Source organism: Hyphomonas sp. CY54-11-8 (assembly GCF_000682735.1).
Taxonomy (GTDB): Bacteria; Pseudomonadota; Alphaproteobacteria; order Caulobacterales; family Hyphomonadaceae; genus Hyphomonas.
Window position 1 is genome coordinate 148,647 of record NZ_AWFD01000002.1, and the last position, 15,091, is coordinate 163,737.

The 15,091-nt window shown below is 59.9% G+C and carries 15 protein-coding genes; 4 read left to right on the plus strand and 11 right to left on the minus strand.

The features are described from left to right. Positions 1-162 precede the first annotated feature (162 nt). Together HY17_RS04180 and HY17_RS20675 are read left to right on the plus strand one after the other, a co-directional pair. A complete protein-coding gene (locus HY17_RS04180) occupies positions 163-1,290 on the plus strand; it encodes an NAD(P)/FAD-dependent oxidoreductase (protein ID WP_034762975.1) in 1,128 nt (375 codons plus the stop codon). A 62-nt stretch (positions 1,291-1,352) separates the two neighbouring features. Beyond that, on the plus strand, positions 1,353-1,661 hold the full coding sequence (locus HY17_RS20675) for a PilZ domain-containing protein (protein WP_081812967.1): 309 nt from the start codon (positions 1,353-1,355) through the stop codon (positions 1,659-1,661). On the opposite strand, the gene HY17_RS04190 is transcribed toward HY17_RS20675, so the two are convergent. The 4 genes from HY17_RS04190 to HY17_RS04205 all read right to left on the minus strand — a co-directional run bounded on the left by HY17_RS04190 (position 1,658) and on the right by HY17_RS04205 (position 6,255). Further along, positions 1,658-2,608: a glycosyltransferase family 2 protein gene (locus tag HY17_RS04190; protein WP_034762980.1), complete on the minus strand. Its 951-nt coding sequence runs from the start codon at positions 2,606-2,608 to the stop codon at positions 1,658-1,660. The genes HY17_RS20675 and HY17_RS04190 overlap by 4 nt on opposite strands. Before the next feature lie 138 nt (positions 2,609-2,746). After that, positions 2,747-3,901, minus strand: coding sequence for an acyl-CoA dehydrogenase family protein (locus HY17_RS04195; protein WP_034762983.1), 1,155 nt, complete (start codon positions 3,899-3,901; stop codon positions 2,747-2,749). A gap of 28 nt (positions 3,902-3,929) precedes the next feature. After that, on the minus strand, positions 3,930-5,120 hold the full coding sequence (locus HY17_RS04200; RefSeq protein WP_034762987.1) for an acyl-CoA dehydrogenase family protein: 1,191 nt from the start codon (positions 5,118-5,120) through the stop codon (positions 3,930-3,932). A 133-nt stretch (positions 5,121-5,253) separates the two neighbouring features. Next, positions 5,254-6,255 carry a nicotinate-nucleotide--dimethylbenzimidazole phosphoribosyltransferase gene (locus tag HY17_RS04205; protein ID WP_034762989.1) on the minus strand — a complete coding sequence of 334 codons (1,002 nt, stop codon included), beginning with the start codon at positions 6,253-6,255 and terminating at the stop codon, positions 5,254-5,256. A 139-nt stretch (positions 6,256-6,394) separates the two neighbouring features. Between HY17_RS04205 and HY17_RS19835 the strand changes: the two genes are divergently transcribed. Together HY17_RS19835 and HY17_RS04210 are read left to right on the plus strand one after the other, a co-directional pair. Continuing rightward, entirely contained in the window at positions 6,395-6,589 is a 195-nt protein-coding gene (locus HY17_RS19835) for a DUF1289 domain-containing protein (RefSeq protein WP_081812968.1), read from the plus strand. A gap of 4 nt (positions 6,590-6,593) precedes the next feature. After that, positions 6,594-7,133, plus strand: a complete 540-nt coding sequence (locus HY17_RS04210; RefSeq protein WP_051599676.1) for a TIGR02281 family clan AA aspartic protease — start codon at positions 6,594-6,596, stop codon at positions 7,131-7,133. On the opposite strand, the gene pyk is transcribed toward HY17_RS04210, so the two are convergent. The 7 genes from pyk to HY17_RS04245 all read right to left on the minus strand — a co-directional run bounded on the left by pyk (position 7,120) and on the right by HY17_RS04245 (position 15,073). Beyond that, positions 7,120-8,544, minus strand: a complete 1,425-nt coding sequence (pyk, locus tag HY17_RS04215) for a pyruvate kinase (protein ID WP_034762992.1) — start codon at positions 8,542-8,544, stop codon at positions 7,120-7,122. The genes HY17_RS04210 and pyk overlap by 14 nt on opposite strands. A 109-nt stretch (positions 8,545-8,653) precedes the next feature. Continuing rightward, a complete protein-coding gene (gene metH, locus HY17_RS04220) occupies positions 8,654-11,284 on the minus strand; it encodes a methionine synthase (RefSeq protein ID WP_051599678.1) in 2,631 nt (876 codons plus the stop codon). Next, entirely contained in the window at positions 11,281-11,709 is a 429-nt protein-coding gene (locus tag HY17_RS19175; RefSeq protein WP_051599680.1) for a gamma-glutamylcyclotransferase, read from the minus strand. The genes metH and HY17_RS19175 overlap by 4 nt, the downstream gene beginning before the upstream one ends. Next, on the minus strand, positions 11,706-12,779 hold the full coding sequence (locus tag HY17_RS04230; RefSeq protein WP_034762995.1) for a homocysteine S-methyltransferase family protein: 1,074 nt from the start codon (positions 12,777-12,779) through the stop codon (positions 11,706-11,708). Before HY17_RS04230 ends, HY17_RS19175 begins: the two co-directional genes overlap by 4 nt. Further along, a complete protein-coding gene (locus HY17_RS20170; protein WP_034763000.1) occupies positions 12,780-13,208 on the minus strand; it encodes a VOC family protein in 429 nt (142 codons plus the stop codon). Between the two features lie 3 nt (positions 13,209-13,211). Then, on the minus strand, positions 13,212-14,099 hold the full coding sequence (gene metF / locus HY17_RS04240; RefSeq protein WP_034763003.1) for a methylenetetrahydrofolate reductase [NAD(P)H]: 888 nt from the start codon (positions 14,097-14,099) through the stop codon (positions 13,212-13,214). Beyond that, the gene (locus tag HY17_RS04245; RefSeq protein ID WP_034763006.1) at positions 14,096-15,073 is read right to left on the minus strand and encodes a metalloregulator ArsR/SmtB family transcription factor; all 978 of its coding nucleotides are present in this window, start codon (positions 15,071-15,073) and stop codon (positions 14,096-14,098) included. The genes metF and HY17_RS04245 overlap by 4 nt, the downstream gene beginning before the upstream one ends. Positions 15,074-15,091: the final 18 nt, after the last annotated feature.

Below are 15,091 nucleotides of genomic sequence, written 5' to 3' on the forward strand. Positions count from 1 at the left end.
AGTGGTTTGGATTTGGTTTCCAGTACTGACAGTACGTATCGTTTCACAATGAAACTTGCGCCGGATTGGCGCTGAATTGGTCTTCAATATGCATGAAATACAACACAAGATAGCAAAACAGGACCGGAGCGCGCCAGCCTTCGGCACCAAGGTACAGCGCCATTGATAGAAACCGAAGCCATCGTAATCGGAGCTGGTGCGGTCGGGCTTGCCTGCGGCGCGGCTTTGGCCCGTGCCGGTAAAGAAACACTGGTTCTGGAAAGTGCACTCAGTATCGGAACTGGCACCTCGGCCCGCAACAGCGAAGTCATTCATGCCGGGCTGTATTATCCAACCGGATCCCTGCGCCATCAGCTATGCGTAGCTGGCCGTCGGCGGCTGTATCAGTGGTTGGCGGAGCGCGGCGTTCCCCACCGCAAAACAGGCAAGCTGATCGTGGGAACGACTGACGCACAGATACCGCGCATGCAGGCGCTTTTCGATCAGGGAATACGGAATGACGTGGAAGGGCTCCGTTTTCTGACAGGGTCAGAAGCCATGGCGCTGGAGCCGAACCTGACCTGCTCGGCCGCAGTTCTGTCCGAAGAAACCGGCATACTCGACAGTCACGGCTACATGCTCTCGCTCCAGGGCGACCTTGAAGATCATGGCGGTTCGGTCGTCGTCGGCGCGCCAGTTGAGACAGCAGAAATCCTGCCAGATGGACGATTCCTTCTGGGCGTGGGTGGTACAGAACCGGCCGACATCGTCACACGGATTCTAATAAACAGCGCCGGCCTGCACGCCGTGCGGGTTGCCCGGCAGATGAAGGGTTACCATCCCGATCTCATCCCTTTCTTCACGCTCGCCAAGGGCAATTATTTCAGCTGCCTTGCCAGGCCGGCGTTCCAGCGACTGATCTATCCGGCACCCGTGGAAGGCGGTCTTGGCGTTCACATTACGCTGGACCTCGGCGGCCGCATGCGCTTCGGCCCCGATGTAGAATGGCTCGAACATGATGATCCGGACCGGATCGACTTCACTGTCGACCTCAGCCGGGCCGATGATTTCTACGATGCCGTTCGCCAATACTGGCCGGGATTGCCCGACGGCGCGATTGCTGCGGATTATTCCGGTTGCCGCCCAAAGCTCTCATCACCTGGTGAACAAGCAGCTGATTTTCGTATCGATGGTCCCGAACATCACGGTCATGCCGGACTGGTCCATTTGTTCGGAATTGAATCCCCTGGCCTGACCAGTTCTCTCGCCATCGCGGAAGAAGTCGTCAGCCGACTGTCGGAACTCGACTGATTTTTTTCCGAACCATTTGGTTCCGTTGTGCATAGAGACAACAACAGAACCCTGGATTTACCATGACAGCTCTTGATCCCCGGCGGGGTTACCGCCGGCACCGCACAATCCGTAGCACTCGCCTAAGGCCCAATGGATACAGGACCTGGATTCATGCCGCGATGATCGATTGGTCCGCCGCAGGTGCAAGCCTTTCCTGCCCGGATAATGAAGTTCCACTAGGCCCGGCAATACTGGCCGTTTCGCCATTAGGCGGAACAAACGACATCCAGCTGGCCTGTGAGGTCGTCTGGCGCCGCAGCGGTCAGCTGGGTCTGAAGTTCTCACCCGGTACGCCGAAGACAGAAGATAATACAGTGGACGTCCGCTAACTCGCCCTGCCGTATTCCTCATACATCCGGCCGGTCGCAAACGAGATCATGCCCGCACCTCGGCAGACTGTGTAACAGCGTTCCAACACCTTACGTGGGTTTCTGCCAAGCGTGACGAGCCAGACGAGCGCAACGAGAACAGCACCCACAACAACGCGTGCGACACCATGGAAGAGCGCCCGCAGACGCGACAAGAAGGGTGAGACGTTCCGTCCCGCAATCAAGGCATCGCTGATCCCTGTCCGGTACCAGCGGCGCATCAGCCAGCGAGAATTCGCCCGGCTATCTGGAACATGTTCATAAACCAAAGCGTCTTTCGCCCGCGTCAGTCGCCGTCCGGCATCCAGCATCCGTGTGAAGAACAGAGTATCTTCTCCGCCTAACAGGGACATGCGCGGCTCAAATGTCAGGCTCAGCTCGGAAACGGTTTTCATCTCGATAAGGCAATTGCAGGTCGCACCAGGCTTGGTTTGATCTTCATCTGTTTCCATCGGCGTACCATGTACACCCCAATCGCGGATCCATTCCGGAGCTATTGCCGAATAAACAGACTGCACCGGACCGAATACGGCTGCGGATGGACGGGCGTCATAACGTTCAACGAGCGCGACAAGCCATTCAGGGGAAGCAAACTCGTCATCATCAATGAACGCGAGGAAATCGAATTCCGCCGCGGCGGCCAGCGCCCGGTTACGCACATGAGTCACCCCGGGGGCCTCTTCAATTTCGTAATGCAGTGGAACTTCGAACTGGCTTTGCCACTTCTCTACGACGGGCCGCGCACCTCCACTTGTCTCATTGTCGATAATGAGAAACTCGACATCAACCCCGTCAGGAATTTGTACGTCTCGCAGGCTTTTCAACAAGCCATCGAGCAATTCGTTGCGCTTGTACGTCGCCGAGGCAACAAGCAGTTTTCTGCGAGAAGAGTTACTTGAGACTGGCATTTTTCGCTCCTGCCCGCAGGCTCAACGACAATAAAGCAAAAAGCCTGCCGCCTTGAATGCGCGGTACCGGAGAATGCCACAAAAGAAAACCGCCCCGGAATTTGCGTTCCGGGGCGGTTTGTCCTGATGGATGGCCGATTACTCAGCGGCTACCGGAACGTCGGCAGCAGAAAGATCGGTGTAACGCTTCAGGTGGTGATCGACATTACCGAACTCGGAGTCGATCATGGTCAGGCGCTTGAAGTAGTGTCCGACAGCCAGCTCGTCCGTCATGCCCATGCCGCCGTGGATCTGGATCGACTGCTGGCCGACGAAGCGGCCACCCTGACCAATACGCACCTTGGCAGCCGAGGCCGCTTTCTTGCGGGTGACTTCATCATCGCCCAGCTTCAGCGTGGCCATGTAGGTCATGGAGACCGACTGCTCGTATTCCATGAACATGTCGACCATGCGGTGCTGCAGCACCTGGAACTTGCCGATCGGCGTGCCGAACTGTTTACGCTGGCGCGAGTATTCGACCGTCATCTCGTGGGCAACTTTCATTGCACCGCATGCCTCGGCGCAGAGTGCGGCGATGGCTTCGTCCGAAACGAGTTCGATCAGCGGCAAGCCATTGTCGACTTCGCCAATAACGGCTTCTGGACCGACAGCAACGTTTTCGAAGTAGACTTCCGAAGCGCGGCGGCCATCGACCGTCGGGTAGTCACGAGTGGACACACCCGGTGCCGTTTTCTCGACCACGAACACCGTCACACCGTTTGCATCGCGGCGTCCGCCGGAGGTGCGAGCGGTGACGATCAGGTGAGTTGCCCACGGCGCACCGATGACCACAGCCTTGTGCCCGTTGATAACGAAGCCTTCGCCGTCTTTCTTGGCAGTGGTTTCAAGGTCAGCCAGGTTGTAACGGCCACGCGGTTCAGCATAGGCGAAGGCGAAGATCGTTTCGCCCGACATGATGCCGGTGAGGTATTCTTCCTTCTGCGCATCCGTGCCGCGCTTGATGAAGCCACCACCACAAACAACGCTCGGCACGTACGGCTCGACCACGAGGCCCTTGCCGAACTCTTCCATGACGACCATGGCGTCGATTGGGCCGCCACCGAGGCCGCCGTCTTCTTCGCTGAACGGCGCCATCATCAGACCAAGCTCAGCGAACTGCATCCACATGTCCTTGCGCCAGCCATCGGCTGAAGCCACGACCTTGCGACGGTTTTCGAAGTCGTACTGGTCGCGGATCATCTTCGCGAGGCTGTCGCGAAGCATTCCCTGTTCTTCAGTGAAATTAAAATCCATTTGAGTCGTTTCCTCTCTGGCCTCGGGCTTAAAGGCCCAGGATCATTTTCGTGATGATGTTGCGCTGAATTTCGTTGGAACCGCCGTAGATCGACGTCTTCCGCATGTTGAAATACGTCTCAGCAGCATAGTCCGCATAGTCCGGACCGATGCCGGCGCCGTTGCCGGTGGCTTCCATGCCATAGGCGTAAGGCGCACCGTAGTGATTCACAGCTTCCAGCGTGAGTTCGGTCAGGCGCTGCTGCACCTCGGTACCTTTCACCTTCAGGATCGAGCTCTCAGGGCCAGGGCCTTTACCAGCCGCTTCGGATGCGAGCGTGCGAAGTTCGGTGAACTCAAGTGCCGTAAGATCGATCTCAAGCTGGCTGATCTTGCGCGAGAATTCCGGCGTTTCGATCAGCGGCGTACCATCGACCGTTTCCTTCGTGGCAATATCGCGCAGACGCTCAATGCCACGCTTGGAGCGTGCCACGCCGGCGATACCGGAACGTTCGTGCGCGAGCAGGAACTTGGCGTAGGTCCAGCCCTTGTTCTCTTCGCCGACCAGGTTCTCGACAGGCACACGGACGTCGGTCAGCCAAGTCTCGTTCACTTCATGCGTGCCATCAATCAGTTTGATCGGACGCACTTCGATGCCCGGCGTTTTCATGTCGACGAGGATGAATGAAATGCCTTCCTGGGCTTTCGCGTTCGGATCCGTCCGACAAAGGAAGAAGCCCCAGTCGGCGTGCTGTGCGAGCGTGGTCCAGGTCTTCTGGCCATTGATCACGTAGTGATCGCCATCGCGCACAGCGGTGGTTTTCACGCTTGCGAGGTCAGAACCGGCGCCCGGCTCCGAATAGCCCTGACACCACCAGACGTCGCCGGAACGGATGCCTGGCAGGTGCTTCGCCTTCTGCTCTTCATTGCCGAAGGTGTAGATCACAGGGCCGACCATGGAGACGCCGAACGGCAGCGGCATGATGGCGTCGATACGGGCGTTCTCTTCACCCCAGATATATTTCTGGGTCGAGGTCCAACCGGTGCCGCCGTATTTCTCCGGCCAAGCCGGCACTGACCAGCCTTTTTTGCCAAGCACCTTGTGCCAAGCGAGGAATTGCTCGCGGCTCAGGTCTTCGCGGGTGCCGGCACCTGCCAGCTCCTTTGGGTAGTTCTCTTCAATAAAGGCCCGGACTTCCTTACGGAATTCGATTTCCTCGGGCGTAAACTCCAGATTCATGACGTGCTCCTCCGAAACGGTCTGATCCTGCTGACAGGCACAGCTTCTCTATGTCAGTCATTTGTATTGGCTGGCAAGGTGACGCGAACGTCAACGTAAACTAAGTCGCCGATTAGTCGCAGATGCCGCCGCGTCAGGTAGAGGCTGGTTCCGCAATGAACGGTGCACAGGCCGTTTTCAGCAGGCCAATCGCCGAGGCTGATCCCAAGCCGCCGCCCGTTTGGAACTCCATCTGCATCAACGGCTTCAGCCCCAGCCGCTCCAAGGCCGCTTCGTGCGCCGGCCGGCGCGTGATGTGCGAAGCCAGGCAGTGGCTAATGGCTTTCGGGTCGATTGCGTGAACAACACCCGCAGCGATCGTCGTGGCAAATCCGTCCAGAACAACCGGAATCCCCTGATGTCGAGCCGCGATGATTGCACCGACACAGGCAGCGAGTTCGCGCCCACCCAGGCAACGCAACGTCTCCAGAGGATCAGACAGATGTCCGCGATGGAGTGTCAGCGCCCGGCTAACAAGATCGATCCGTTTGCGGGAAAGCGTCGCAGACGTCTGGCCGCTGGGGCGCACCCAATAATCGGGCGAGCCGCCATAAAGGGCGCAGGCCACCGCGGCCGCAGCCGTGCCAACACCCGCGCCGGCGACAGCCAGCGCCAGCAGATCGGGATGGTCCTCGGTCGCTTCAAATCCATAAGCGATGGTTGCCGCGCACTCCTTTTCTGTCATCGCCGCAGTCTCGGCAATGCTCGGCGTCGGCTTGTCGAGCGCGAGTTCAAAGACCCGAATGGACGCGCCGGCCTGCGTGGCAATTGCCGACAAGGGCGCACGCCCTTCCCGCAAGGCATCCACATGAGCCTTGGTATCCTCGTTGGAAGACATGGAAACGCCTTCCTCGACAATGCCGTGGGAGCCCGCAAAAATGGCCAAGGTGGGCTTTTCAATGCGCGGAGGGTAGCGGTTCTGCCAATTGGCCAGCCATTCCGCTGCTTCGCCCAGACGCCCAAAGTCTCCTTCCCGGCCCATGCCGAGCAGGGCTTCTCGCACCTGTTTGCCAGGTTCAGTTGGCGCCAGCGGCGCGTTCAGGACGAGCGCACGCACATCCGCCAGAGGGGAGCCTTCGCGAACAGGTTCGGGCACGTTGATATTACTCCTGCATTACGCTGGCGCGATTTCGACGCCACAATAACAGGTTACAGGGTGTCTGCACGACAAGGATTTGTTACCTTGCCCCTGCTACACTCCAACCCGCAACCCTCACTGGATACAGGGTATATTGATGTCTCGTGAACCCATAAAGTCCCCTTGTATCAAGGTGTGTGCAGTTGACGCGTCGACAGGCTGGTGCCTAGGCTGCGGGCGCTCACTGAAGGAAATTGGCCAATGGGTTGCCATGGGGGAGGCTGGCCGCGACAGCGTGATCGCTGAGCTGCCCGATCGTATCACCCGGTTGGAGACCTTGGGAAAGCGCTGACGCCATGTATGCCAGACATGTTCTCCCCATGCTCGCCGCGGCACTGATGATCGCCGCAGCCGTGGTGTTTTTCATCGTTCCCAAAACCGAAGCCATGGACGGCATTACGCCAGCCGCCGCCTCCCTGACCAAAGCCGGCACGCCAGAAATTACGTCTTCGCCCCGCGCGAATTTCGACAAAGCGGCCATCATCAGCCGCGAAGCAGATGGTCATTACTGGACGCGTGCGGACGTGGAGGGAACTGACGTCCGGTTCATGGTCGATACCGGCGCCAGCATCGTCGCGCTGACGCTCCACGATGCGCAACGGATCGGACTGATCCCTTCAGAACTCGAATTCGATAATGAAGTCCGCACGGCGGGCGGCATGACCAAGGGCGCTTACGTCGTTCTGGACCGCGTGCGTATTGGACGCGTGGAAATGGAAGGTGTCAGCGCCATGGTGCTGAAAGAAGGCCTGGAGCAATCGCTTCTGGGAATGAGCTTCCTGGGAGAACTCTATTCCTACGAGTTCAAGGGCGACACGCTGATCATACGCCAATAATGGGCTTGCCATCCTCACCTTTACCGACCCCGACCTCCCAGGCGAAGCGCGCCTCGTCTCCGGCCCAACGGGCGTAGGCAACACGGCCTTTCAACCCGGCCGCCTCCATCAGGTCGCGATACCAATAGGCCGCCCCGGCATTGAGCCGTTGAGGATGTACACCCCATAGGAGGCACGCCTGCCTGAGGCGCTGGTCATCCAGCGAGCCATAAAGGATCGGCGCGGGCCCGCGCACGCGGGAAAACCGGGCCAGCCGGTCGAAGGCGCCCGTTCGGAGTGCCAGCGCCCCTGCCCCCTCCGCACAGGCCATCGCCTGTGCAGTTGTCGCAACAACGTCGACGGCAGATGGTTCCGAGGCTTCTCCGGCGAACTGGGCGATGGACTGACGATAGTCTTCTGCTGACTCTGTCGCCCGGATGATCCGCGACATGATCGCGACAGCTGTTGCCGGGTGGCGGCCAACAGCCGTTTCAGCAGAAAGCATCACAGCATCGGCGCCCTGATAAATCGCTGTCGCCACATCCGACGCTTCCGCCCGTGTGGGCGCAGCGTTCTCGATCATGGATTCCAGCATCTGCGTTGCGACGATCACCGGACGCCCTCGGGCCCGGGCGGCTCGTACGATCCGGCGCTGAATGACGGGCACATCTTCCGGGGCAAACTCAACGCCGAGATCACCCCGCGCCACCATCACGGCGTCTGATACCTCTACGATCGCGTCCAGGTTCGTGATTGCGGCGGGCTTTTCCAGCTTTGAGACGAGCGGCGCCCGCCCGGCAATGAATGCCTTCACCTCCTCGACATCCGACACGTTTTGCACGAAGGAGAGCGCTACGATATCGACGCCAATCTCCAGGGCGAACTCCAGATCCGCGCGGTCCTTGTCCGTCAGGGCACGGACAGGCAGCGGCTTGCCGCGAACAGTAAACCCTTTCTTGTCGGACAGTTTACCTGGCACCTCGGCACGAACCCTCGGTGCACTTCCGGCCTCAGTCACTGTCAGGATCAGCTTGCCGTCATCCACAAGTATCGTGTCGCCCTCTTCGAGGATGTCGACGATCTCCTTGTGCGGCACCGGGATTGTATCCGCCTCATCGGTCTCGTCTGCGGCGACGAGATTGTATTCTTTCCGGAAGCCAAGACGCAGGCCTCCGTCTGGAAACTTCCCGACGCGCACTTTCGGCCCCTGAAGGTCCGCCAGTGTCGCCAAGGGCCTGCCAGTTTTCTCTTCTGCTGCACGCACAGCCTGCAGCGCTTCAAGATGCGCGGCGTGTTCACCATGGCTGAAATTCAGGCGAAAGACGTCCACGCCCGCATAGGCCAGCGCGACAACTTCCTTAGGTGAGCGGCTGCCAGGTCCGAGGGTCGCGACGATTTTCGCATTTTCGCCCATCAGCGGATTGTCTGCCATGATTGTCTCCGCCCTTCCCGTGGACACAACCCCTGTTTATGCGACTCGGGCCGATCCTTCCAGTCGCGGCAAAGCCAGATCACCCGCTTTAAGCGAGGTATTTTCGAAGTCAGGCGGCAAACGGGTCATAGTTCAAGATCGGTGCCAGCCACCGCTCTGCCGTGCGCAGGTCCCAGCCTTTCCGGCGGGCATAATCCTCGACCTGGTCTTTCTCGATCCGGCCGACAGCGAAATAGACGGCTTCGGGATGCGCGAAGTAGAGACCGGACACGCTGGCTGCCGGTGTCATGGCGAAGCTTGATGTCAGCGACACGCCAATCCGGTTCTCTGGGTCCAGCAAGCGGAACAGAGTCTCCTTCTCGGTATGATCAGGCTGACTGGGATAACCAGGGGCCGGGCGGATGCCCCGATATTTTTCGGCAATGATATCGGTGGTGGAGAGTGTCTCATCCGGCGCATAGGCCCACAGGTCCCGGCGCACCTGCTCATGCATGTATTCCGCCATCGCCTCGGCAAAGCGGTCAGCCAATGCCTTCACCATGATGGACGAATAGTCATCGCCTTTCTTCGCGAATTCCGACGCGATCGCGTCAACTTCGCTACCCGCGGTCACGCAGAAACCGCCGATCCAATCCTCGCCCTCCGGTGCGACGAAATCCGACATGGCGAAGTTCGGACGGGTATTGTCCTTCTCCATCTGCTGGCGGAGCGTGTGGAACACATCCCCCGTTTCAAGGCGGATATCGTCTCCATCGCGGTTGGCCTTCCAGAAACCGACGACGGCCTTCGGCTTCAGCCAGCCTTCACCCACCAACTGTTGCATCATCGCCTGCGTGTCATTCCAGAGCGAGGTTGCCGCCTCGCCCACAATATCGTCTTCCAGAATGGCCGGATATCTGCCGGCGAGATCCCATGCGGAGAAGTACGGCGTCCAGTCGATGTAGCGCGCGAGTGTCGCCAGATCGATATCCTCAAATGTCCGCACACCGCTATAAGTGGGCGCAGGCCGATCATAGGCGCTCCAATCCGGCTGCAACGCCTTCTCACGCGCGAGATCAATAGGCAGGCGTGGTTTGGGCGGGCCGCCCTGCCGGGATTCGCGCATGCGTTCGTAACGGGCGCGGGTCTGTTCGACGAGGCCTTGCTTCTCGCCAGCACTTAGCAGGGCGCTGACAACCCCGACGGCCCGGCTGGCGTCCGTCACATGCACGACCGGGGCTGACTTGATCACCGGGTCGATCTTCACAGCCGTATGCGCCGGGCTTGTCGTCGCGCCGCCGATCAGCAGCGGCTGAACCATGCCGCGACGTTGCATTTCGGCAGCGACATAGACCATCTCGTCGAGGCTTGGCGTGATCAGGCCGGAGAGGCCAATCACGTCCACGTTCTCCTTCTCAGCCGTATCGAGAATTGTTTCGGCCGGCACCATGACGCCCAGGTCGAGAATTTCGTAACCGTTACAGGCGAGCACAACGCCAACGATATTCTTGCCGATATCGTGCACATCGCCCTTCACGGTCGCCATCAGCACCTTGCCGTTGGAGACGTCCACCGTGCCGAGACGTTGCTTCTCTTCTTCCATATAAGGTTCGAGCCAGGCGACAGCCTGCTTCATCACGCGGGCGGACTTGACCACCTGCGGCAGGAACATTTTGCCAGCCCCGAACAGGTCGCCGACGACATTCATGCCATCCATCAGCGGGCCCTCGATCACATGCAGCGGCCGCTCCGCCTTCAGGCGCGCTTCCTCCGTATCCTGATCGATGAATTCGGTGATGCCATGCACAAGCGCGTGCTCCAGACGCTTCTCCACCGGCGCCTCGCGCCAGGAGAGGTCCTTAACCGCCGTCTTGCCCTTCTGACCCTTCAGGCCTTCGGCAATCTCAACCAGGCGTTCTGTGGCGTCTGCGCGGCGGTTGAGGATGACGTCTTCAACGCGCTCCCGCAGTTCGGCCGGGATGTCGTCATAGATGTCCAGCTGGCCCGCATTCACGATGCCCATGTCCATGCCCGCCGGAATGGCGTGATAGAGGAAGACCGAGTGCATCGCGCGGCGCACGGGCTCATTGCCCCGGAAGCTGAACGATACGTTCGAAAGGCCGCCGGAAATATGGCACCCCGGGCAGGTATCCCGGATGACGCGCGCAGCTTCGATGAAGTCGACGGCGTAGTTGTTGTGTTCTTCAATCCCTGTCGCCACGGCAAAAATGTTTGGATCGAAGATAATGTCCTCCGCCGGAAAGCCGACGTCTTCGGTGAGGATACGGAACGCCCGCTGGCATATCTCGACCTTCCGGTCCTTGGTGTCGGCTTGACCGACCTCGTCAAACGCCATGACGACAACAGCGGCCCCATAGGACAAGCACTTCGCCGCCTGCTCGCGGAAAATGTCCTCGCCTTCCTTCATGGATATCGAGTTGACGATGCACTTGCCCTGCACACATTTCAGGCCGGCCTCGATCACCTCCCATTTGGAACTGTCGATCATCACCGGCACCCGCGCGATATCCGGCTCGGCGGCAATCAGGTTCAGGAAGGTGCGCATGGCTTCGGCACCGTCCAGCATGCCTTCATCCATGTTGACGTCGATTACCTGCGCGCCGTTCTCCACCTGCTGGCGGGCGACCTCGACGGCATCGGCATAACGCCCTTCCGTAATCATACGGCGGAATACGGCGGAACCTGTCACGTTGGTGCGTTCACCCACGTTCACGAAAGACTGGGAAGCTGAGGCTGTCATTTTCTCGTTTTTCCGGCGTCGAGCGGCCAGTTTCCATCGGCCACAGGTGGGAATCCCTCGACCGGTTTGTTGTACAAATAAATCCAGGCGGTTTCGCCGGTTTCGTTCCCGGCGTCATCGCACAGTGGAATGCGGGTTCGGATATAGAGGCTGGTGGCCGGATCGTCCGTCACATCCTCAAATTCGTCCATCGGGCCGATGATGGAAACGTCGTCCAGTATCCAGCGGATGCCATGGCAAAGCGCATTGCCTGCAACAACGCCCGGAAAACCACCAAGGTCAACCATCTGCCCACGGAACCTGCAAGGCGCACCGAAGGCGCCTGCCGTTCCAAGCGGAAGGTCTGCAGGCTGCCCAGCTGCGCCAAGTTTCAGAAGGCCATAGAAGACGAACAGGTCTCCGGCCTGAACGGAAGAATTTGTCACGAAGCCACCTCGAACGGCTCTAGCCCAGCAAGGCGCATCGTGTGCTTTTCCGGCGCCGGGTCGCGCGGCTTCACCCCTTCCACCGCCTTTGCGATGGCCGCAATATGCTCCGGCGTCGTGCCACAGCAGCCGCCCAGAATATTTACCAACCCGTCCTGCGCCCAGCCGCCGACGGCGCCGGATGTCTGCTCCGGCTGTTCATCATACTGGCCCATCTCGTTCGGCAGGCCGGCATTCGGATAAGCCGCCACAAGCGTGTCAGCGACACGCGACAATGCCGCGATGTGCGGGCGCATCAGGTCCGCGCCAAGGGCGCAGTTGAAGCCTATGGCGAACGGCCTGGCATGACGGACCGAGTTCCAGAAGGCCTCCACCGTCTGGCCGGACAGCGTGCGGCCCGACCGGTCGGTGATCGTGCCCGAGATCCAGATCGGCAGCTTCTCCATGCCCTCGGCCTCAAGATCCATGATCGCCTTGATGGCGGCCTTGCAGTTCAGCGTGTCGGTGATCGTTTCGATCAGGTAGAGGTCTACGCCGCCCTCATTAAGCGCCTGAATCTGCTGACGGTAAGCTTCATAGACTTCGTCGAATGTCACCGAGCGCGCGCCCGGATCGTTCACGTCAGACGACATGGACAGCATCTTGTTCAGCGGGCCAATGGATCCGGCAAGAAAGCGCGGCTTTTGCGGCTCCTTCGCCGTCCAGGCGTCTGCTGCCTCACGGCCAAGGCGGGCGCCTTTGAGATTGATGTCCCGAACGGATTCTGCGTCCAGCTTGTAGTCATCCTGTGCGATGATTGTAGCGCTGAACGTGTTCGTTTCGGAAATGTCCGCACCCGCCGCAAAATAGGCATTGTGAAGGTCGGTCACGATGTCCGGACGGGTGATACAGAGGATGTCATTGTTCCCCTTCATCTGCCCCGGATATTTCGCCTCGGTGAAGCGGTCACCGCGATAGTCGGCCTCGTCGAGGCCACGCCGTTGGATCATGACACCCCACGAGCCGTCGAGAATGAGGATGCGTTCTTTTGCAGCCGCCTTGAGGGCTGCAATGCGTTCCTGCCGTGTCATCTAGAGCTCCATGGTTCCGTCTTCGCGCAGCGGCGAGTGAGGGTTGTAGGCCACCTCCCAGAGGTGGCCGTCGGGATCCGAGAAATATCCGGAATAGCCGCCCCAGAAGACTTTCTCCGCGGCCTTGATCAGCTGGCCGCCTACCTCGATCGCGCGGATCATGGCGTCGTCGACAGCCTCTTGGCTGATCTGGTTCCAGGCAAGCGTCACAGCCCGAAAGCCTTCGCCCCGCGGCAGGACACCCGCGTCCTCTGCCAGAGGTTCACGACCGAACAGGCCGAGGGCGACGCCGCCCATATCGAAGAACACGACCGCCTCCTGAGAGGCTGGCGCACGCTTCAGGCCCAGCTTCTCATAGAAGGCCGCCGACGCCTGAACGTCGGCAACCCCGAGCGTGACCAGCGTGATGTGGATCGGATTAGCGGACATGGGTCAGGCCGCCTCTGCGGGATGTGGCTTCAGGCCAAGCAGTCGGCAGGTGGACAGAGCCAGACCCGCACGGTTCAGCGTATAGAAGTGGAAGTTCTGGACACCCTGCTCGGCCAGCTTGCGGCAGAGGTCTGCCGCGACATTCGCGGTGACGAGTTCCCGGGTCTCCTCGTCATCGTCGAGGCCGTCATAAAGGTCGGCCAGCCAGTCCGGTATGGTCGCACCGCAGAGTCCACTGATCCGCTGTAGTCCGCGGAAGTTTGCCTGAAGCATGATTCCGGGCACGATAGGCATGGTCACGCCACCCGCGCGGGCCTTGTCCAGGAAGTTCAGATAAGTCTCAGGCTCGAAGAAGAATTGCGTAATCGCGCGGTCGGCGCCTGCGTCCTGCTTGGCCTTTAGATAGGCGATCTCAGCCTCCCAGCCCTGGCTCTCCGGGTGAAGCTCCGGGTAGCAAGACACTGAAATTTCGAAACATTTTCCGAGTTCCGGCCGATGCTCCCGCAGACCCTTCACCAGATCCACCGCATCGCGGAAGCCGCCCGGGTGCACTTCGAACTTTGCCCCCATGCCCGACGGCGGATCACCCCGCAGCGCCACGATATGCTTCACGCCCGCCTGCCAATACTCCTCCGCAACCGCCAGCACTTCCGCCTTCGTCGCGGACACACACGTCAGGTGTCCTGCAGGTTTCAGGCTGGTTTCCTGGGCGATGCGCTTGACAGTTTCGTGGGTCCGCTCACGGGTCGAACCGCCCGCACCGTAGGTAACAGACACGAAGTCCGGAGCCATTGGTTCCAGCCGCTGGACCGTATCCCACAAGCGGTTTGCCATGGCGTCGCTCTTGGGCGGGAAAAACTCAAATGAAACGTGGGGCGTAGAGGTGCTCATGCAGCGGACTCCTGCGCATCTGCGGGCTTTTCGGCGGTCCAGATGTGAACCGTCAGACCTTGTTCGTTTTCGGGTGGCGGGGCGAACGCACGCGGCTCTGAAAGTTTCAGTCCGGCGGCGGAAGCCCATCCTTCCATGGCATCCGGCGACAGACCGAGCCTGTGATGGCCGTGCTCAGTCCTGAGGAATTCCAGTTCGTGCGGAGCAAAATCCACAACCAACAACCGTCCACCTGGCTGAAGGATCCGCCCGGCTTCTGCAATTACGCGGTTCGGCGCGTCCACATAGTGAAGCACCTGATGGATGATCACGAGATCGGCCGAAGCGTTCTCGAACGGTACGGCCGTGACATCTCCCTGCCGAACGCGTGCGACAGGGCTCCCGCCGCGCTCAAGATTGGCGCGGGCGACCGTCAACATGTGATGGCTGAGATCAATGCCTTCAGCTTCGACCGCAAGCGGCGCGAACAAAGCCAGCATCCGCCCGGTTCCGGTTCCGAAGTCCACTACCCGGCGGAAGGGCCCCGGCCCCGCAATTTCCAGAAGCGCCTGTTCGATTGCTTCATTGGGATAATGGAGTGTGCGAATCGCATCCCAATTATCTGCAACCGATGAAAAGTAAGCCTGCGCAGACGCGGCGCGCGAGGCGCTGACCTCGTCCAACCTCTCAGCATCCCTCAACAACTCGGGCACCTGGTTTCCAAGCTGTTCAAACAAGGCGTCCAGGAATGCCCGCCCATCGCCGCGGCTTGCGGCTCGGTAAAAGACAAAGGAGCCTTCCGGCAAACGCTCGACAAGACCAGCACCGGTAAGTGCTTTAAGGTGATGAGACAGACGCGGCTGGCTGAGAGACAGAATTTGCACGATCTCGCCCACGGAAAGGTCACGTTCACGCAAAAGTGCCAATATGCGCAGACGAGTTGGCTCTCCGGCCGCCCGCAATTGCTCTAGGGTGAGGTCAAATCGCTCGCTCATGAGGAACGTATAAACATT